The organism is Parabacteroides sp. AF17-3, from assembly GCF_003635445.1.
Classification (GTDB): Bacteria; Bacteroidota; Bacteroidia; order Bacteroidales; family Tannerellaceae; genus Parabacteroides; species Parabacteroides goldsteinii.
Map to the genome: position 1 here is coordinate 1 of NZ_QTMM01000030.1, position 20,802 is coordinate 20,802.

At 39.6% G+C, this 20,802-nt stretch carries 13 protein-coding genes; 3 read left to right on the forward strand and 10 right to left on the reverse strand.

What is annotated here, in order from left to right; all coding sequences use genetic code 11:
* Positions 1-68: 68 nt before the first annotated feature.
* Together DWW91_RS26765 and DWW91_RS26770 are read right to left on the reverse strand one after the other, a co-directional pair.
* Positions 69-1,214: a 6-bladed beta-propeller gene (locus tag DWW91_RS26765; RefSeq protein WP_233584590.1), complete on the reverse strand. Its 1,146-nt coding sequence runs from the start codon at positions 1,212-1,214 to the stop codon at positions 69-71.
* A gap of 150 nt (positions 1,215-1,364) precedes the next feature.
* Positions 1,365-3,056: a hypothetical protein gene (locus DWW91_RS26770; RefSeq protein ID WP_122329371.1), complete on the reverse strand. Its 1,692-nt coding sequence runs from the start codon at positions 3,054-3,056 to the stop codon at positions 1,365-1,367.
* Between the two features lie 139 nt (positions 3,057-3,195).
* Here DWW91_RS26770 and DWW91_RS26775 point away from each other — a divergent pair, with 139 nt between their 5' ends.
* Positions 3,196-4,485, forward strand: a complete 1,290-nt coding sequence (locus DWW91_RS26775) for a DUF1080 domain-containing protein (protein WP_009859687.1) — start codon at positions 3,196-3,198, stop codon at positions 4,483-4,485.
* Between the two features lie 60 nt (positions 4,486-4,545).
* Here DWW91_RS26775 and DWW91_RS26780 read toward each other — a convergent pair whose 3' ends face one another.
* From DWW91_RS26780 to DWW91_RS26805, 6 genes are all read right to left on the reverse strand, one after another.
* Positions 4,546-4,911, reverse strand: coding sequence for a Spy/CpxP family protein refolding chaperone (locus DWW91_RS26780; RefSeq protein WP_010800627.1), 366 nt, complete (start codon positions 4,909-4,911; stop codon positions 4,546-4,548).
* Positions 4,912-5,019: 108 nt separating this feature from the next.
* A complete protein-coding gene (locus DWW91_RS26785; RefSeq protein WP_010800628.1) occupies positions 5,020-6,615 on the reverse strand; it encodes a beta-N-acetylhexosaminidase in 1,596 nt (531 codons plus the stop codon).
* Between the two features lie 165 nt (positions 6,616-6,780).
* Positions 6,781-8,202 carry an FAD-dependent oxidoreductase gene (locus DWW91_RS26790; protein WP_122329380.1) on the reverse strand — a complete coding sequence of 474 codons (1,422 nt, stop codon included), beginning with the start codon at positions 8,200-8,202 and terminating at the stop codon, positions 6,781-6,783.
* An 18-nt stretch (positions 8,203-8,220) separates the two neighbouring features.
* Positions 8,221-9,864 carry a RagB/SusD family nutrient uptake outer membrane protein gene (locus DWW91_RS26795; RefSeq protein ID WP_122329372.1) on the reverse strand — a complete coding sequence of 548 codons (1,644 nt, stop codon included), beginning with the start codon at positions 9,862-9,864 and terminating at the stop codon, positions 8,221-8,223.
* Positions 9,865-9,876: 12 nt separating this feature from the next.
* Positions 9,877-13,218 carry a TonB-dependent receptor gene (locus tag DWW91_RS26800; protein WP_122329373.1) on the reverse strand — a complete coding sequence of 1,114 codons (3,342 nt, stop codon included), beginning with the start codon at positions 13,216-13,218 and terminating at the stop codon, positions 9,877-9,879.
* A gap of 176 nt (positions 13,219-13,394) precedes the next feature.
* On the reverse strand, positions 13,395-14,453 hold the full coding sequence (locus DWW91_RS26805) for a FecR family protein (RefSeq protein WP_122329374.1): 1,059 nt from the start codon (positions 14,451-14,453) through the stop codon (positions 13,395-13,397).
* 164 nt (positions 14,454-14,617) lie between these two features.
* On the opposite strand from DWW91_RS26805, the gene DWW91_RS26810 reads away from it, so the two are divergent.
* Both DWW91_RS26810 and DWW91_RS26815 read left to right on the forward strand, forming a co-directional pair.
* On the forward strand, positions 14,618-15,181 hold the full coding sequence (locus DWW91_RS26810) for an RNA polymerase sigma-70 factor (protein WP_122329375.1): 564 nt from the start codon (positions 14,618-14,620) through the stop codon (positions 15,179-15,181).
* A gap of 733 nt (positions 15,182-15,914) precedes the next feature.
* Positions 15,915-18,716, forward strand: coding sequence for a TonB-dependent receptor (locus tag DWW91_RS26815; protein WP_122329381.1), 2,802 nt, complete (start codon positions 15,915-15,917; stop codon positions 18,714-18,716).
* A gap of 90 nt (positions 18,717-18,806) precedes the next feature.
* Here the strand turns inward: DWW91_RS26815 and DWW91_RS26820 are convergent, their stop codons facing one another.
* Positions 18,807-20,093: a Gfo/Idh/MocA family protein gene (locus tag DWW91_RS26820; protein ID WP_009859702.1), complete on the reverse strand. Its 1,287-nt coding sequence runs from the start codon at positions 20,091-20,093 to the stop codon at positions 18,807-18,809.
* A gap of 107 nt (positions 20,094-20,200) precedes the next feature.
* On the reverse strand, positions 20,201-20,794 hold the full coding sequence (locus DWW91_RS26825) for a rhomboid family intramembrane serine protease (protein WP_122329376.1): 594 nt from the start codon (positions 20,792-20,794) through the stop codon (positions 20,201-20,203).
* Between the last annotated feature and the right edge of the window lie 8 nt (positions 20,795-20,802).

Sequence of the window (20,802 nt, forward strand, 5' to 3'; positions counted from 1 at the left end):
ATATATATCAAACGAATCACTTATACTGTAACCGGGCTGAGTTCGATACAAGTCTTAATGATTTTGAATCAGAAGTTTTTTATCTTAGCCAGCATAACCACAGGATTATCCTCTTCCCCTAAATGAGTTGCTATTTCTTTTAACTGACCTTTCAATTTACCTTTCCCTTCAATAAGTGACAAAGCATCTAAAGATACGGCGAAAGCAACCTCTTCGTTTAAAACACATACCGACAAATCTTCCTCACGACTATCAAAGTCTGCATTATGAACTATAGAATGATAAATCTTTTTTTCCTGCCTGTCATATATTAAATCAACAGTTGGCATTTTGTCATTCTTTTCGAAATCGCATTCCTTTTTCACCGTTTGCATAAAATAATAACGATCCGTCAAGACTCCCGGAAAAAGAAAGACTTCCGGCGTCATTGTCTGTACAGAAGGAGTCCTGACCATAAACGGACGAAGATCTCCGTTCGGCCGATGGGCATAGATAGTATCGGCTGAAGGTTCACTCAAAATCCAATCGCCCTGATAAGAAGATATAAAACTATTACCGGGAACACTTGCGTAAATCCCATCCGCTGCACGCTTTACGATTACCGGAGAGATTCTCTTCCCATATGGAAGCTCAATATCCGTCCAACTTCCATCTTGTGTAGACAAAAGAAAGAACGTAGACGAAGAAGACTCGTTCTCGGGCGAATAAACATTTTGAGAAAGAAAATGATTTTCATCATAATCGTACAAGTTCGTGACAAGTGCACCCTGTTTATAAGGGATTGTCCTTTTATAATTGCCATCCAAATCATATACCTGGATTTTACTTGAAGGACCGTCATTCACAAACATCTCATCCTCTTCTTTATTCAAATGAACATTAAAAGGCAATATATACTCTTCCGGACCTTGACCTCTACGATTAATCTTCTTCAATCCTTTGCCAGTCGACCGGTCAAATATCAAAATTTCCCCCTGACGAACATTCGTCAATACCAAGATATCTTTACCGACATCCGTGATCTTACCTTTGACAACAAATTCATCCGTCGTTTCCAACGGAATATATTCCACATCCATAAAATCCTGCAAAACCAGTTCTTTCTTTGGATAATTTACCGTAACATCTACTGTGACAAGACTGTCTGATTTATCAACTCCGCATCCCATTAATATGAATAGAATAGCTCCCAACATAAGATTTCTACTTTTCATGTTTTCAGTTATATTAGTTATTAAACATAGACTATTTTATTTGGATTCGTAAAAGTAGAAACCGCCCCAAAGACCACCAAGGATTTGATGTCACAAAAATGTCACATTTTTAAGCATCTAATAAACAACATCATAGAGGGGATAAAAGCGTCAAAAGGTTTTGATGAACTTATCGAAATCCTGTGCGGATCCCTTCTCTTGAGTCAATCTTTCATACAAACGCTTACGTTTATTGGATATCGCCTGACTATTCACTGATAATAAAACAGCAATTCGCCCTACCGGAATCTCCAATTTCACCAAATAACACACATTCAAATCCAACTCAGATATACGGGGATACAACATTCTTATCTTACCTGTAAAATCTTTATACAATATATGATCTATCATTTTAATGACCTCCGCCCATTGTACTTCATCCAGTTTTTTCCATTCTGCGTACACTCCCCGATATAATTCAGAGGTGAAGAACGGATGCGATGAATTTATCTTCTCCTGAACAGACGTTGTAAACCGGGAAGATTGTTCGGATAATTGGGCCACAACCGCTTCATACTGTTGTTCCAACTGCGCCATAACTGCATTTCGCTCTTCTAAATATTGCTGACTGTTCAAGTATTGCTGTTCCTTACGACGCAAAGACTGGTTAAGCTGCTCCTCCTTCTTTTTCCTTTCTTTCCACAGATAAAAAATGATACAGACGACGAACAGCAGACAGCCAACGCCCCCCAAAGAGAGTTTATACAACTTGCCTGTCTTACGATCCGATTCTTGCCGATAATATTCCTTTTTCTTTTCAATCTCACGATAGTCATACAGTCGTTGCAACCTGGCAAGGGTCTCCATTTTGGTCAGGTTATCAATCGAATCACGAAATACGTTATATTGCTCCTGATAAAAAGCATAAGTCGGCCAATTATGCCGGGACTTTTCGAATTGCGCCAAATATAGATAGAGATCTTTTAAGGTATACGGATCTGTACTTTGACGACAGAAAGACAGATAATGATATGCCGAATCTTTCTTTCCCATTCTTAAATAAAGACTCCCCAACGCCAGGCTGACTAAACAGGAATCTTCAACAGTCTCTGCCCGATCATAAGCCATATGAGCGCAAGACACCCCTTTTTCATAATCTCCCATCCGTGCATACGCACCAGTCAATTCATTAAACATACAAAATTTATGTACATCCGAAGTATACTTCAATGCTTTTGTATAATTAGCGACCGCACTATCCAAACGATGCTCATTCAGATGAATCCGGGCCATATCCCTGAACACCAGCGATAAACGAACCGTATCCCGGTTTTTCTCAAAATAGCCGACAGCCTTTTGCTGGAAATATGAAGCCTGGCTATACAAATCCTGATAAGTATACAATGTACCCAAATTAGCGCATATACGTCCTAAAAACACGTATCTTTCCAATTCAATTCCTAATTTATAAGCTCTCAAATAGTAGTCCTGCGCCTGAATTGCATCGTTTAAATCTTGAAGAGCAATTCCATAATAATAATATGCCTGCATCTTACGCTCGGGCAAATCATTCTTCTCATAATAACTCACTGCAATCTGTATCAAAGAATCTGAAGTATGTTTTATCTGCTTTCTATCTAGCACCGACGTATACAACAGACACCAAAGAGCTTGTTGTTGCTCTGATAATTCTTCCATCTGTTGAATACTATCCAACAATATCAACGCCTTGTCCGGTTCTTTCTCAATAGATTTTTCTGCCACTCTCAACAAGGCAGTCACTTCACCCTTTTTGCTACCAAAAAACACAAAGCCGAGCAGAACCAATAGAAGGGAAAAATGTAGTATCCACTTATCCATAGGTATGATTTAAGGCATGCAAGATAAAACTTTATTTTCAGAAAGACAGTTACCCTCTTCGTGTATTTTTGCAGAATCTTTTAAATAACTTTTTTATCTTTGCAATTTATCATTATCATTAATTTAAACTTAATCTAAAATGGAATCAGTAGTGAAAAGAGTAACAGCCACAAGCTTATTGGCCTCTTGTGCAGTATCATTGGCCTTGTTTACCTCTTGTGCAGGTGTTGAGCAAAACACGCTTACTCCCGAAGAAGTCGCTGACGGATGGCAACTTCTTTTCGACGGAAAAACACTCAACGGGTGGAAAGACTATAACGGAACCACCCTGACACAACCCTGGCACGTAGTAGACGGATGTATCCAGGCAAAAGGTGACGGCAGCGATGCCAGCGGTTATATCGTAACCGACAAACAGTATGAAAACTTCGAATTGTCATGGGACTGGAAACTGTCTAAAGGCGGCAACAGCGGTATGCTTTATCATGTTGTTGAACGTCCGCAATTTGCCGTACCCTATGTAACAGGTCCGGAATATCAGTTGATCGACGAGCCTAACTTCCCGGAACCTCTGGAAGAATGGCAGAAACTAGGTGTCGATTATGCCATGCATTTGCCTGACAAATCCAAAATGAAGGTTAATCCGCAAGGCGAATGGAACAACTCCAAGATTGTATTCGACAATGGCCATGTAGAACATTGGCTGAATGGTCAGAAAATCCTAGAATTCGAAGCTTGGACAGACGATTGGTATGAAAAGAAAAACAGCGGAAAATGGGCAAACGCTCCTGAATACGGTTTAGCTAAAAAAGGTGTCCTCTGTTTACAGGATCATGGTTATCCAGCTTCTTTCCGTAACATAAAGATCAAAGAACTTCCCCGTAAGTCCAAAGAAGTCAACCTCTTCAACGGTGTTGACCTGAAAGGCTGGGAAGCATACGGTACAGAATTATGGTATGTAAAAGACGGTTTACTGATTTGCGAAAGCGGTCCGGACAAAAAATATGGTTATCTGGCAACACGTGATTACTATGATGATTTCGACCTGACAGTAGAATTCAAACAGGAAGCCGACGGTAACTCTGGCGTATTTATCCGTTCTTTCATTGAAGAAGACGTAAAAGTAAACGGATGGCAGGTTGAAGTTGCTCCTAAAGGACACGATACCGGCGGTATCTACGAATCATACGGACGCGGATGGTTGATCCAGATCCCGGATGAAAAAGAAACAATCCTGAAAGAAGGCGACTGGAACACCATGCGTATCAAAGTGCAGGGTGATAATGTACAGACCTGGTTGAATGGCGAAGAAATGGTTAACATCAATGATGAAAAAATCGGTGCCGGTCAGGGCCGCATTGCTTTACAGATCCACGACGGTGGTGGCATCAAAGTATTATGGCGTAATCTGAAACTGAAAACGTTATAATCAACTAATAACACATAAAAATCCCCGGCGGAATGCTCTGCCGGGGATTTTTTATTTCTATCATCTACGTCCATGTCCTTTTTTACGAGGAGCTTTTTTTTGTTTTTCCTGATACTGCTTATATTGTTCGTCCGTCAGAATCTTCTTAATTTGAGCCTCTTTTTCAGTACGCATGGCTGTCATTTTTTCCCGCATCTTTTCGCGGTCATCTTTTACAGCCTCACGTTCCTTATTCATTTGTTCCCGGAAATCAGCCTCAACCTTACGAAACTCCGCAGCTTGCTTATCGTCGAGTTTCAATTCCTCGATCATTTTTTCACTACGTTGAGAGGGATCTCCCTTCTTTCCCTGACGATTACCACTTTGTGCAAAAACTGTTGCCGAACTAATCAGGATAACCAAAAACAATCCTATTACCTTCTTCATAAACTAATACTTATTACTAAATTAATATTTTCCTGTTTGTGAAGCGCTTCGATATAATAGACTTTGTTACATGGAAATAGTTTAATCGTTCTGCAAAAAAAATATTTTTTATTCAGTCGGTCCTATCACTATTCCTTCAGCAGCCCATTTATTTTTAAAGTAATCAAGAGATTTCAGGAAACGATTGTAATCTTTTTTATCCGAACCGCTCCATCCTGTTTCTGCATAAGCAGCAATACGCGGATAAGTCAACCGGTTCATGCTTTCAACCGTAGGAATAAATTCACCCCACATCTGACAACCAAGTCCTAACACTCTGCTTTGTTCTTCAGGAGACAACCCTTCAGGAACCGGATTGAAAGCATAAGCCTTGGATAAAGGTATCGATTCATAATTGTAATCCACATAAGTATACTCATGGTAAGAATTTACCACATCATATCCTTTATCGATCGTTTTCTTGATAAGAGCCGGATCGCCCTTCCAAAAATGAACGATCGTACCTTTTGCCAACTGCTGTTCTGCTTCTTTCGTATCCTCTTCCGACTGATATTCATGCAGTTTATCTCCGGTAATTTCATTCCACCCCATCATTCGCTTTCCTTTTACCGCCAGCATATTGGAGATTTCATTTGTGAAATAGATCTGAAGTTCAGCCGGAGTCTTCAAACCTTTCTTTGCCATATAACTACGTATTGCCGGAGATGCTTTCCACTGATCGTATTTCACTTCATCACCTCCGATATGGAATACCGGGCTTGGGAATAACGCTATCACTTCATTGGTTACATCATCCAGAAATTGCAACACTTTAGGATCGGAAACATTCAGCACTTCATAATGTACTCCGAATTTTCCGGGAACTTTGATCTGCTTTCCGCTTGTGCCCAACCAGGGATAAGAAGCGATAGCCGCACTGGCATGTCCCGGCATACTTACTTCCGGAACAATGGTAATATGGCGTTTAGAGGCATAATCAACAATTTCTTTTATATCTTCCTGTGTATAAAATCCTCCATGCCGTTTCCCGTCATACACGTCACTACCAAAATGGTTGATTTCCGAAGAATCGCGGAAAGCACCGATTTCAGTCAGTTTCGGATATTTTTTAATTTCAATCCTCCAACCCTGGTCATTAGTAAGATGCCAATGGAACGTGTTCATTTTCAGTTGTGACATTTCATCCAAAAGTTTCAGGACAACATCTTTTCCTTTAAAGTAACGTCCTTCATCCAGCATAAAAGCACGCCAGGAAAAAGCCGGATAGTCAGAAACTGAAGCTCTCTGTATCATATATTTTCCATCTTTCTCCTTGATGATCTGCCGCAACGTCTGCACACCATTCAAAATACCGGCAGGAGTTCCGGCTTTTATCTCCACTTTTCCGGAAGATACTTCCAGTTGATATCCTTCCGGCTTATCCGGTAAAACTGCCGGATCAAGTACCAGGTTAATATCACCTTTACCTGTATCCTTTACAGTAGCACTAAGTGAAAAATCAGAAGAAAGAGCCTTTTGCAACAACCCTGCCTCATTATTCAAATCCCCGGAATAAGAAATAACCGGATGATTCCCCATTTTGAAAAAACCAGGTGTATAGGAAATTTCCTGAGGCTGCGGGATGATTGCATACTCTTCGACTGGTGGAGCCTGGCAGGCACAAAGGAAGACAAAACACAAAAAAGTCAGAATGTTTGTTTTCATGTACTTTAGATTTATTAGATATAAGATATTGTAAAAAAACACTCTACAAAGTAATAAGATAAAAACAGAATACACAAACTTAAACTAAAAAAACAACAAAAATGAAATTAACCGGACTCAGGCATAGTATCCCGAGTCCGGTTTCCAATAAAAATAAATTCTAACCTAGATAATTATAGATCCCCCTTTTCTCAACTCGTTCCTAACTTCGTTACTTGAAACATCCCTAATTCTTTTTTGCTGTTGTAGTGCCAGATATGAAGTAACACCGGCAGCCTCACCAACCTGATTCATATTCACCATAACCCTTATGCCGGAATAAGCAATAATCGCAGCATCCAGCATTCTTCCGGCAACCATCAGATTATCATGTTTTTCTGGTATGATCGAACGAAGCGGTATTTGATAGAAAGTTGGATCTACATCCATTTCTTTTCTCCACCGCCCTTTCTGATCTGCAAAACCCGGCCTTACATATACCTCAGAACCATCAAGATATCTAAAAGTCAAACCAGGTTTATCCTGATGATGAATATCTAAACGATAGCTTCCATTCGCTATCGCATCATCAAAATGTTTTCCATACATCGCGTCTTCATCACTAATCTGATAAAGACATTTTATATGCCTTGTTTCCCGTATTCCAATGTATGACGGCAAAGCAACCAGACCGGGGAGATTTTCCTTCTTCCCATATTTCCTCAACATATCCATAATTGCACGAATTTGTCTTCTGCCTTCTATTTCCGCTCTCGTTAAATCATCTGCAACAGCGCAGTCCGCTTTATATACCCGTGTTCCCGCAAGCATATAAACATTTGTCTCAGGCAGCGTTGCTCCCCAAACAAATCCATCCGGAATATTAAATTCTGCTCCATGCTTTTTTAATAGTTCGTCGAATTCTCCGGAATTCCAACCTTCAAAATGTGCACAAGTCGTGGGAGGTTGCAGTAATTCAAAAGCATAAGATTTTAGACCTAAACGATAACAAAGGTCTCCATCCCCCGTAGCATCTATAAAGTATTTTGCTTTAATAATTCCTCTTCCCGATTTATTATCAATCACAATACCAACAAGCTTACCAGACTCATCTAGACAAGGCTCAGAAAACAATGTATGCAGATAAGGATGAATGCCAGACTCCAATACCAATTCATCCAACTCTATTTTTAGTTCTTGAGAATTAAATGTATAAGCGGAACTTGGATAATATGGATTCGTCATAACTGCATTACGCAAAGACAAACGTTCTATCATCTCGCTTGTCAGCCCTGCTATAATCTGTTGTTTTGCTTCCGTGTCATATAAAGAATGCCAAATATTAACTAAAGAACTTGTAGCCACACCTCCAAATGCGTTTTGCTTTTCTACGACTGCAACTTTTGCACCTAATCGAGCAGCCCGCACTCCTGCAAACACACCGGTACAACTCCCTCCCAATATACAAATATCCACTTCCTCAACAACAGGCAACTCCATCCGAGTGGTTTTCCATTTAGAATTTCCACTACAAGCTGTAAAAGAAGAGAGTACACTGACTCCTACTCCTCCCAATAATCTATTTAAAAAATTCCTCCTTGTTTGCATAAGACACATCTTTGCTTTTTAATACCCATAATTTTGAGTCAAATTTTTATTGACATCTCTTTCTGTTTGAGGAATAGGCCATAAATAATCTACATCCTCTCTGAAGAACGTTTCATCAATCAAATAATATCCATTTTCATCAACCGGAACAGTTGTATATGTAGGAGCATCTTTCGCTGAACAAACTTTCATTCCATGAAAACGGGTCTGCAAATAAATATGAGCTGTGCGCCATCGGAACAAATCAAATAATCGTAATCCTTCCCAAGCCAATTCAACACGCCGTTCACGTCTTAAGATAGTGGTCAACTTATCCGGATTTGTTTCCGTAACAGAAGGCATCTTTATTTCTTCACGCCCTCTGACACGATTGATGGTTTCATCTAATAAATGCTGAGTTATAGGACTTCCAGACTCTATATTAGCTTCCAGATAACTCAACAAAACCTCTGCATAACGAATCATGGGGAAATCACAACCATAAGAATTCAAATTACCTTCATAACTTTCATCACAAAACTTACGCACAGCATAACCACTCCAAGGACGTCGCAACAATTGATCCATATAAATAGATGGATTAGAATCCGGATGAGCGATATAAAGTATTCCTTTAAAAACAGACACATTATCAACAAATACAGTTTTCAACAACCTCGGATCCCGATTTTCATATGGCTTCTCCGGATCAAATAACGGAGATTCGTGAATTGGTAATCCATCTATACAACAAAACTCTTCTACCAATTCATTATAAGGGCTGAAATGATGCCATCCTCCCCATGTAAAACCTTGACAAACTAGCTGAATCGAATTAGTATAAAGATCTTGAGTACGCTTGCTCACCAATAAAAACTCTTTACTGTTTTCGCCCTTTTCAATAAATAAGTCACTAAATCGCGGATCTATTTCATAAACACCTAAGTTCATAATTTGCTTATAGGTATCTTTCGCTTCTTCCCATCTTTTTTCCGCTAAAAACACCCTACCCAAGATCCCCAAAGCACCACCTTTAGTTATCCGTCCATAATCTTCATTTGGACGCGTAACTGGCAAATCACGAATAGCCTCTTGCAATTCTGTCACAATAAAATTGACAACCGTCTCTTTCGAATCACGAAAAACACTATTTGCTTCATCAACAGTTAATACTTTTGTCACCAAGGGTACATCTCCCCACAAAAATGACAACCAAAAATAATTATATGCCCTAATAGATTTCACTTCTGCTTTCATGACTTTCATTTCCTCGATATCCATTTCCACACGATCTATATTTTCGAGAAAATTATTACATTTTATAATCTTCTGATAAGAAGTAGCCCATAACTCTGCCGTCCTTGCAAATGAAGCCGTCAAATCACCACTATTAATATCAGCCACATTATAATCTTTGTCAAATCCATTATCTGTAGAAGCTTCAAAAAATCTCAAATAAGTATCTTGATTCCACAAATCATAAATCGTTTTTACAGTTGTCGATCCAGTCAATTTATCTGTTTGATAAACTCCTGTCAACGCCAATTTTGCATCACTCTCCGTTTTCCAAAATGTTTCAGTAGACAAACAATCCAATGGATTCTTATCCAATAAACTATCACATCCCATCAGTCCGAATGCAAGGATAATCGAAATAAAACCATATATTCTCATAACTTTCATATTACTTGTTTATTAAAATGTAACATTAATACCAAACATAAAATCTCGAACTGCCGGGTATTGGCTTCTCCTTTCCGGATCCCATCCCTCTAAATAATTATGAAATGTTACAACATTCTTTACACTGGCATATAACCGCAAATTCGACATACCCAAAAAATGTATCTGTGAAGAAGGAAATGTATATCCAATCTGTATATCATTGATACGCAAAAAAGAGGCATTCATAAGCCGGTAAGTAGATGTATATAATTGTTGTTCATTTCCTCCTAAAATCAACATTCTAGGATAAGTTGCATCATGGTTTGTTTCTGTCCAGTGTCCCTTTGCCATCCATTCCTGAGGATTCGACCCCCAATAAAAAGCATTAGCCTGAAACCCATCTATAAGTCTATGCATACCGGCCACTCCACTCATATTCAACAAGAAATCTACCTGTTTATATCCAACATTCATATTTAATCCAAAATTCCAATTAGGAAATTTATCACCAATTATCTTACGATCATAATCAGCATTTACCACTCCATCCGGAACTCCGTCGGGACCACTAATATCCACTAACTTCAAATCACCAGGTTTAGCAGTTCTTGGTTGTTTTGCATAATTATCTATTTCTTCCTGACTGTTAAAGAAGCCATCCGTCACATAACCATAAATTGATTCCAAAGAATAACCGACAAAAAGACCTCCATCAATATCTCTTTCCACATTTGCTAACTTTTTTACTCTGTTCTTTACATACGACAAATTACCTGCTATGCTATAAGAAAAATCACCTATTATATTACGATGCTGAATAGAAAGATCTATTCCTTTATTAACCACAGTCCCTGCATTTTGAACAGAAGGGGTCATTCCCAATATCTTCGAAGCGGTTACATTATATAATATGTCGGAAGTTTCTTTATTATAATAATCTGCAGTCAATGTCATTTTATTATCAAATAAAGACAAATCAAATCCCACATTCGCAACTTTAGTCGACTCCCAAGTTATATTTGTACTCGGTACTACTGTTGCAGCAGCTCCAGGCCATAAGACCTCCGACACACCGAAAGGAACATTCATTCCTAACGTAAGCACTTGTTGATAAGGATAATTTCCAATATTTTGATTGCCTAATGTACCCCAAGATACTCTCAATTTTAAATTATTAATCATCGGCACATCAAAAAAATCCTCTTGTGATACAATCCATCCACCTGAAATAGAAGGGAAAAATCCCCACCTGTTACTTTTAGGGAATCTGGAAGAAGCATCATATCTGGCACTCATTTCAAGAAGATATCGATCTTTGAAAGAATAATTAATTCTTCCGAAAAAAGAAGCCAAAGCCCATTCTGATGCAGAACCACTATTCTGCTGGTTAGATGCGGAACCTGCATTTATTTCATATAAAGCATTGTTGGGAAAATTATCACGATAAGCTTCCACCCATTCATCCTTATTACTCTCCTGTGAATAACCTAAAAGAAAATGAAACAAATGATCCTTCAATAATAAATCATAATTCAAATAAGCCTGTAATGTCAATAACGAGTTTCTCGTATTACGCACTCTCAAATCGGAAGGAGAAGCAGTATTATATTGATCTATCACCAATGTTGGTCTAAATTTTTTAAAATCATTACTGGTATAATCATATCCTGCGATCCCTGTCAACTTCAAATCCTTCAAAATATTCCACTCAAAATTGGCACTTGCAACAGCATTTACATCACTGTATTTGATAAAAGACTCGCTATCCATCCATCCTTCAACAGTAAATCCTGTTTGGTTTCCATAATATCCGTCCGAACGTTTTCCTGCAACCGTATTCGGAATCTTCAAAGAATAATCAATAAGCCCCTCCACACCATCACTAGGAGCACTGTCTACTGCGGTAGGTTCATGACGGTCTCCTCGTTGTCCTGCAAATTTTACATTAATCTTAAAATTATCTCTTATTCTACTATTTGCATTAAACATCACATTGTACCGTTTGTAATTAGTTTCATCAACAATACCATTTTGATTAAGATAGCCCAAAGAAAACATATATGAATTCTTTTCCGTACCACCTGTTATTCCTACGTATTGATTTGTCTGGAACCCGTTACCGGATGAAATAAGATCATCATAATGTCGTTTATTCGGATAGTTATCCGGATCTTCTCCCGATTTAAACTTCGCAATCTCTTCGGCTGTATACTGTGGACTTCCTCCACTATTAATCAACGCCTCATTATATAGCTCCGCATACGTCCAGGAATCTACAATCTTCGCTTTATCTGCCACTCGTGAAAAGCCAAAACTTCCCTGATATGTAATATGCGCTTTCCCCTCTTTACCATTTTTAGTCTTGATTAATATTACCCCATTTGCAGCCCTGGTTCCGTATATAGAAGCTGATGCTGCATCCTTTAAAACAGAAATACTCTCAATATCATTCGCATTCACATTATCCAACGAAGAAGATAATCCGTCAACCAGTACCAATGGAGAGTTTCCCGCACTACTGAAAGTTCCCAATCCACGAATCGTTACAGAAGACTGATCTGCCCCTGGTTGTCCGGAACCTTGTGTAACATTGATACCGCTAACCATTCCCGATAATAATTGAGAGGTTTGTGTCACTTTCAATTTCCCTATATCTTTCGTGCTTAATGCCGATACAGATCCTGTCAAATTGACTTTTTTCTGCGTACCGAATCCCACAACTACAACTTCATCCAAACTAGTCGAATCTTCCTGTAAATCAACATCGATCACTTCTTTATTACTTACTGTAATTTCTTGTGACATATAGCCGATATAAGAAACAGACAATATATCAGACGATGAAACCTCCAAAGAGAACCTACCATCTATATCAGTAATCGTTCCGTTTGTTGAGCCTTTCACTAAGACATTCACTCCGATAACAGGTTCACCTGTACTTTTATCTTTAACTACCCCTGTTATCCTTCGCCTATCCTGTAAAATTCTAGATGCTTCATTTGCCGAAAGAATAATATCCTTATCTACGACCTTATAAGCAACATTTGAATTTTTAAATATTTGATCCAGGATTGTAAAAACAGATTTATCTTTTACGTTTACCGAAACTGTTCTATGGATATCGATAATCTTGCTGTTATAAAAGAAATGAAAATCAGTTCGCGTTTCAATCTCTTCCAATACATCAAAAACCGTCCGATTAGTCATGTTCATCGAAAGTATAGCCTTTTGTGCATATGAATTCGATGCCCAAGCTAATCCGATTGACAAAAAAAGCAATAGACTGGTTAACTTCATGATTCTTGTGATTTTAGATTGTAATATAAAGGCACTAATATTCCCTTTATATTGGAAATAATAAATCTTTACCATACTTTTGCAGTGATTTAAGATTAAAAAAAATGTTTGATTAGTCTCCAAAGACCTTTCGAATTTTCATACGGAAATATGCTGGTAACATATTTCCGTATGTTTTCAATAAGGCTTACAATAATCCTGTATTACTTCATAGGCATATATTTTAAGTCGTTAAACATTCAGATTTAACACTATCTCATTTTCTTCAGAGTGACAGTCTCATTTTGAATACCCGAACTATCATCCGATGTCATTCGCTTAATTGTATAATCTATTTGCGAAGAAATTTTCAAATAGTCCAAGATTTGTGACAATTGTTTATTTTCAAATGTTCCGGTAAAACGATACGTATTGATCACAGAATCCTTTACATCAAACCTTACATTATAAAAATAAGACAACTTCTTCAAAACCTGTGGTATCGGCATGTCTTTAAACATTAAACGCCCCTCTTTCCAGGCCGTATCGTAGTCCGTATTTACGGTAGCTATAGAAACAGAACCGGAAGAAATATCATAGACAGCCCTTTCCGAAGGCTTAAGTTTAATATTAGATACTATATCATTATTTTTTACAGCTTCTATATTTACAGCCCCACTAACCAATGTCGTTTGTACTATACTTTCATTATTATAAGACTGCAAGTTAAATTCCGTCCCCAACACTTTAACACGCATCCGGTCATTAGCCACACTAACTATAAACGGTTGTTCCGGATTATGCGTAACTTTAAAATAAGCCTCACCTGTAAGCGTTACCCGCCTTTCCTTTTTATCATAATGCAACGGATATGAAAGTACACTTCCTGAATTCAAATAAGCGACGGTCCCATCCGGCAGGTTAAAATGCGTACGCATACCCGCATTAGCCTGAACTGTTACTATCTGTGCCTCATCCCCTGTTTCTTTTTGCATCCAATAAGACATGGCAGTGGATAAGATCAAGACACCCAAAAAGCAGGCTGCTGCCAGATAAGTGCGATTTATCCAGTTTTTTCTCTGTAAACGTTTAATACGCCTTTCCACTTTACAAAAAGCCTCCAGTGAATTACGGGATGCTATTCTTTTTTTCGTGCGAAGGGCATGGTCTATAGTAGCCAACTGTAATAAAATGTTCTCCCTGGCTTCATCATCCCTTAACCAACCGTCAACCCAGATTCTTTCCTCTTCCGAAGCGGTTTCCGATATATATCTCAAAAGGACAGCTTCATCCGGTTCATTACTGATAATATGTCTATTTTCTTTTTCCATTCTATATATACGACAAAACTACAGGTACAGTACCCTAAACTCATATTCTACTTTTTTCAAAAAAAGTAATTAGTAAATCGTATAAAATATTTTGTATGTATAAAGAAACAATTTACATTTGCTTATAGATTCGAGATACCACAACAGACAAACAATCCAACTCCATGAATGATGATCAGATACTGAATTTGCTACAAAATAGTGATGAGAACGCTTATAAACAGCTTTTTCTAAAATACTATTCACCTTTATGCGAATATGCCTCCCAGTATATTTCCGATGAAGATTCTGAAGAGTTAGTACAGGATCTGATGCTGTTCATTTGGGAAACAAGGAAAAGCCTTATAATAGGAACTTCTCTGAAATCCTATCTTTTCATTTCAACAAAACACCGCTGCCTGAATGCTATCAAGAAACAACTATATCACGAACGAATACATAACCATATATATGACAAACTTAAAGATCAGTTTGAAGATCCGGATTACTACTTCGTAAATGAACTAACGGAACATATTAATAAAGCTATCAGGGAACTGCCCGATACCTATCGTGACACCTTCACCTTAAGCCGATTCGGCGAACTCACGAATACTCAAATAGCTACTAAACTCGGCGTATCCGTCAAAACCGTTGAATACAGAATCAGCCAAGCGTTGAAAATACTTCGTGTCAGACTAAAGGATTATCTGCCACTGCTTTCTTTTTTATTCGGATTCCCTTCCTGAAAAAAAGAGAAAAGAGATTTGACAAAAGAAGTCAAAACACAACCATATTGCGTCAATATGTTACACAAATAGATTTTATCATAACACGTGAATTCTTCAAATCTTATCTTCTACAGGATTTGTTTTTACAACAATTAACAACAATCATTCTTACCATCCAGCTCTCAGTTCATTTTAAAGAAATTTCCATCTCGTTTAAAACGAATTTTTTTTCGTTTTAAACGAGATGAAGATTTATTATAAGCAAAAAACAGTGCAAATAGATGTTAATTGACAATCTCAAAAGGACTTTTCAAGCACCTAATTGTATGTTTACGAGCAGTTTTTTCCTCCAGAACGACTCAAAAACAGTGCACAGTTAGAATATCGTTATATCAGACAATCATCATTTATTTCAGAAAAAGGATTCAGATATCCTTTTTAATTTCCTATTATGGCATAATTACTTCGTTATCAAGAGCATTATAACATTTTCAAACCTTTCTAGGTTTGTATAAAAAGCAGCATTTCCTCCATCAGTCTTATACAGTTCCTTCACCAGCCACTTGATATAGCATTTTGATATTCCGGCAGTTCAGGATTTTCATCTGTCAATTTGCTGACAAATGTTTTCGTTAATAAATCAAAATCATCACATATATTTTTAAACTTAATAACCTTCGTCGTGTCTATCTTCTCGTACTCGGAAACCAGTCCGGGAGAATGTTTGTTAGATACAGATAATACATTAGTTATGAAATTGGGAAGGTACTTATTATGGTTATTTTTTATCCTCTTTTCTTTGCCGGCATTTGCGCAGCAGGGTGGAGTTGACATCACCGGAACGGTGGTAGAAGATGGAAGCAATGAGCCAATCGAACAGGCGACAGTACGCTTGTTGAATGTAAAAGACAGCACGATGGTTGGCGGTGTAGCCAGTTCGCGCAATGGTAATTTTACACTGAAAGGTATTAAAGCCGGCAGTTATTTATTACATGTCAGCTTTGTGGGATTCGATCCTTTATACCAACCCATCCGTATCACCGGAAAAACAAATCCTGTCAAATTAGGTAAATTAGCATTAAGCGACGGAGCTATCCAGCTGGGTGAAGCCGTCGTGATCGGCAAGGCTCCGGAAGTGGTCGTTCGCAACGACACGGTCGAATATAACGCCGATTCTTACAAGACAACCGAAGGAGCTGTCCTGGAGGACCTGCTGAAAAAGATGCCCGGCGTGGAAGTTGACAGCGAAGGAAAGATTACCGTCAATGGAAAAGAAGTCAAGAAAGTATTGATAGACGGAAAAGAATTTTTCTCCGACGACCCGAAAGTAGCTTCCAAAAACCTGCCTTCTAAAATGGTGGAAAAAGTACAGGTGTTGGACCGCCTGAGCGATATGGCACGGATGACCGGATTCGATGACGGGGATGAAGAAACCGTGATCAACCTGACTGTCAAGCCGGGAATGAAGCAGGGATGGTTCGGTAATGCCTTTGCCGGCTATGGAAGTGAGGATCGGTATGAAGGTAATTTCATGGTGAACCGGTTTATCAACAACGACCAGTTCACACTTATGGGAGGTATCAATAACACGAACAATATGGGATTCTCCGATATTGCCTCCAACATGTTCTCCGGTATGGGAGGACGACGGGGCGGACGGTCGGGAGGAGCCGGTAACGGTATCACCACCTCCGGAAACGTAGGTCTGAACTTCAGTAAAGAATTCAACTCTAAAATGACCCTGGGAGGTAATGTCCGTTATTCACATTCCGACAATGAAGCGAACAGTAAGATCAACCGGACAAATATTTTGCCGAACGACAGTTCTACTATTTACAATGAAATAAATAATAAAAACACGAAAAGCGATAACGTCGGTACCGATTTCCGCATGGAATGGAAGCCTGACTCGGCAACCCAAATCATTTTCCAGCCTAGTTTCAGTTATAGCAACAGTCATAACCGGGAGTTCGGTTCGTTCAACACACTGACAAACCTGGGCGATACAGTCAACCTCGGAGAATCCGATTACGTATCCGATGGTGAAGGTTACAACCTGAATGCACGATTGGAATTCAGTCGTAAGCTGAATGACGAAGGGCGCGTCTTCAGTGGTTCTTTAACCGGAGGGCTCAGCGATTCCTACAACAAAGGACTGAATTATTCGAACACAGAATATTTCATGGGAAATAACCAGGATGAACTGATCGACCAGCAATTCAGATATGATAACAAAGGGTTTAACTACCGCGTTTATTTATCATGGGTCGAGCCGATCAGGCATAATAACTTCATCCAGGCAACCTACAGTATCAGCCAGAATAAACAGGAATCCTTGAAAAACTCTTATGTAAGAGGAGAAGACAGCGAAGATTATAATGTACTGGACACTGCATACAGCAAAAGTTACCGCAATAACTTCATCAACCAGCAGGCAAGCCTGGCCTTTAAGGCTGTCCGGGAAAAATATGATTATACCATCGGTATGAACCTGGAGCCTTCGCACAGTGTAAGTGAGAATTTTGTAGGCGATACGACCCTTTCAAAGCTGACGCGCAACGTTGTCAACCTGTCGCCGATGGTTCGGTTCAACTACCGGTTCGATAAACGAACTAACCTGCGCATTAACTATCGCGGTCGTACCAGCCAGCCGTCGATGACTCAACTGCAACCAGTAGCCGACATCTCCGACCCGCTGAACACCATCACCGGTAATCCGGATTTGAAACCGACTTATTCAAATAACTTCTCTGCCCGTTACCAGAAATTTGTTCCGGAAAAGCAGACAGCTCTCATGTTGATGTTGAATGCCAACTATGTTGTCAACGCCATCGTTACCAAATCTATATATGTTGGGGAATCGGGAAAGAAAATGACGACTTATGATAATGTCAACGGGAACTATAACGGCAATTTCCGCGTCATGTTCAACACGCCGCTGAAGAACAGAAAGTTCTCCGTTAACTCGATGACAATGGCTTCATTCGCCAATTCAAACGGTTTCATTAATGAAAAGAAAAATACGAACAAGAATTATTCGGCCATGGAACGTGCCGGTATCGATTTTCGTTCGGATTATATCGACCTGGGAGTAAACGGAAACTTCCGTTATAGTGGGACTAAGAACTCTTTGCAAAACCAGAACGACCAGAATATTTACAATTATGGCGTGGGAGGAACTACTACCATTTATCTTCCACTCGATTTCAAGATTGAAAGCGACATAACCTGGTCGGCCAACTCCGGTTACGCAGCCGGATACCAACAGAAGGAAGTTTTATGGAATGCATCCGCATCCAAATCTTTCCTGAAAGGAAAACAGGCGACATTGCGTTTCAAAATTTATGATATCCTGCAACAACGCAGTAATATCTCTCAGAGCGTAACAGCTGACTATACACAATATTCGGAATATAATACGCTGAGTAGTTACTTCATGGTTCACTTCATTTACCGGTTCAGCATCTTTAAAGGGGGAGCATCTGCAAGCGATATGCGCGGACCGGGTGGCAGAGGCCATGGCGGACCGGGCGGTCCTCCTCCACGGTTCTAAACAAGGGCTGAATAAAAGAGATAGCGGCGGTAAAAGTCTTCATAAACTTTTATCGCCGCTACCGTTTTTCCTATACATTATTATATATAGCTACACTTTCAGGCTATACGGTTCGCGTATCGGATTTCCTCTTCGTCTGTTAGCTTCGTCGTCAAAGAAAAATTCTTCTTTTTCCGGATTCCACACCAGTTTGCGGTCAAACTCGTAACAAAGATTTACGATATGGCAAAGCGAAGCCGTACGATGTCCGATCTCAACGGTACTAAGCGGCTGTTTGCGAGTCTTCATTGCTGTGAGGAAATCATTGTAATGATCGTCGCTCTTATACAATTTGATCTTGTCATCACCGATCACTTCATCCTGTAGTTTGGCAGGTATCGTATCCAGGAAACTACGGCTGATATCGATCACACCGTCCGAACCGATAAAGCGGACTGCATTTCCATCCGCCTTACGGAAAGGCTCATGTGTCATTACTGTTCCGTTGGCATAACGCATGCTAAGCGGTTTCAGTTCTCCTTCCTCAGGAGGAGTAAACTCAATCGGACCGGAATCGTCCATGCCCAAAGCCCATTGGGCTATGTCAAACATGTGGGCACCCCAGTCACAGATCATACCACCACCGTATTCCCGGTAATTACGCCAGTTCGGGAACATATTCCGCTCCATAGGCGGAGCCAGTTCCTCATTATATACATTCATGGGAGCCGGCCCGATCCACATTTCCCAGTCCAGCGTCTTGGGAACCGGTTGCGCCGGAAGATCATATTTAACAGGAGGAGGTCCGATGGAAACTTTTACTTCTTTTATCTCACCGATATACCCATTACGGACCAGTTCACAGGCATGGCGGAAGTTTCGCCATGAACGTTGCATGTTGCCGACCTGCAATACCCGGTTATATTTCTTAACAGCATCGGCCATGGCACGTCCTTCCTCGATACTGTGCGACATGGGTTTCTCCACATACACATCTTTTCCGGCACGGCAGGCTTCAATAGTCTGTACCGCATGCCAGTGATCCGGTGTGGCAATAATCACACCGTCGATATCACTGCGGTTCAACAATTCATGATAGTCGGCATACAATTTAAAACCTTTATAGGCCTGTCCTTTTGCCTTTTCGGTTTCTTTTTCGACAATTGCCTGCATGGCATTCAACTGGCGGGATTCACAGTCGGATGCTGCAATCAGATTCGCACGGCGGGCAAACTCGGGAGCTAACGTCCAGCGTCCCTGTGCCCCGCAGCCGATAATCCCGAGATTTATCTGATCGCTGGGAGCGACAAAATTCGTTCCACCTAAAATGTGACGGGGTAAAATAGTGAAGCCGGCAAGAGCCAGTGCCCCACTCCTGATGAAGTTTCTTCTTTTCATTATGTCTGCATTATGGTATTAGAGAAATTGAGATATTTCCACAAATCTATAAATAATACCTTAAAATACAAACACTTGAACACGAATATATATAGAAAATATTCCGTTTAAAAGTGAGACAGGAAGGCTTTTATCAATGAAGGATTAAGTAAAGCCGGGAACAGAAAACCATATACCGCCCCGTAAAAATGGGCATTGTGGTTGATATTGTCTCCCGCACGTTTAGCCATATATTGACAATAAGCCAGGTAAACTACTCCAAAGATAATTCCCGGTACAGGAATGATCGCAAACAGTAATATTTTACTCCAGGGGTCGAACAATATATAGGAAAACAGAATCGCCGATACGGCTCCCGATGCTCCAATGGAGACATAATAAGGATCATTATGATGTTTTACCAGGTCATAAATGGAAGCAAAGATCATCCCTCCGAAATAAAGTCCCAGAAATCCCCAGGTTCCGAAACCCAAGTAACCGAAGACATTTTCTATATAGGTTCCGAACGACCAGAACGTAAACATATTGACTAACAGGTGCGTCATATCCGCATGAACGAAACCATGCGTTATCAATCGGTACCATTCATTATTCTTTACCGTGCGGTAGGGGATCAACGCCAGCTTACGGAACAATTCCGCATTATTGAAACAGAGATAAGACACTAAAACGGTTATACCTATAATAATATATGTAATCATCTTCTTTT

Coding starts and splice junctions, on each gene's coding strand:
- DWW91_RS26810 (WP_122329375.1), top strand. CDS start 14,618: ATGAATGATGATCAGATACTGAATTTGCTACAAAATAGTGATGAGAAC.
- DWW91_RS26825 (WP_122329376.1), bottom strand. CDS start 20,794: ATGATTACATATATTATTATAGGTATAACCGTTTTAGTGTCTTATCTC.
- DWW91_RS26800 (WP_122329373.1), bottom strand. CDS start 13,218: ATGGTAAAGATTTATTATTTCCAATATAAAGGGAATATTAGTGCCTTT.
- DWW91_RS26820 (WP_009859702.1), bottom strand. CDS start 20,093: ATGAAAAGAAGAAACTTCATCAGGAGTGGGGCACTGGCTCTTGCCGGC.
- DWW91_RS26780 (WP_010800627.1), bottom strand. CDS start 4,911: ATGAAGAAGGTAATAGGATTGTTTTTGGTTATCCTGATTAGTTCGGCA.
- DWW91_RS26805 (WP_122329374.1), bottom strand. CDS start 14,453: ATGGAAAAAGAAAATAGACATATTATCAGTAATGAACCGGATGAAGCT.
- DWW91_RS26815 (WP_122329381.1), top strand. CDS start 15,915: ATGAAATTGGGAAGGTACTTATTATGGTTATTTTTTATCCTCTTTTCT.
- DWW91_RS26795 (WP_122329372.1), bottom strand. CDS start 9,864: ATGAAAGTTATGAGAATATATGGTTTTATTTCGATTATCCTTGCATTC.
- DWW91_RS26775 (WP_009859687.1), top strand. CDS start 3,196: ATGGAATCAGTAGTGAAAAGAGTAACAGCCACAAGCTTATTGGCCTCT.
- DWW91_RS26785 (WP_010800628.1), bottom strand. CDS start 6,615: ATGAAAACAAACATTCTGACTTTTTTGTGTTTTGTCTTCCTTTGTGCC.
- DWW91_RS26770 (WP_122329371.1), bottom strand. CDS start 3,056: ATGGATAAGTGGATACTACATTTTTCCCTTCTATTGGTTCTGCTCGGC.
- DWW91_RS26765 (WP_233584590.1), bottom strand. CDS start 1,214: ATGAAAAGTAGAAATCTTATGTTGGGAGCTATTCTATTCATATTAATG.
- DWW91_RS26790 (WP_122329380.1), bottom strand. CDS start 8,202: ATGCAAACAAGGAGGAATTTTTTAAATAGATTATTGGGAGGAGTAGGA.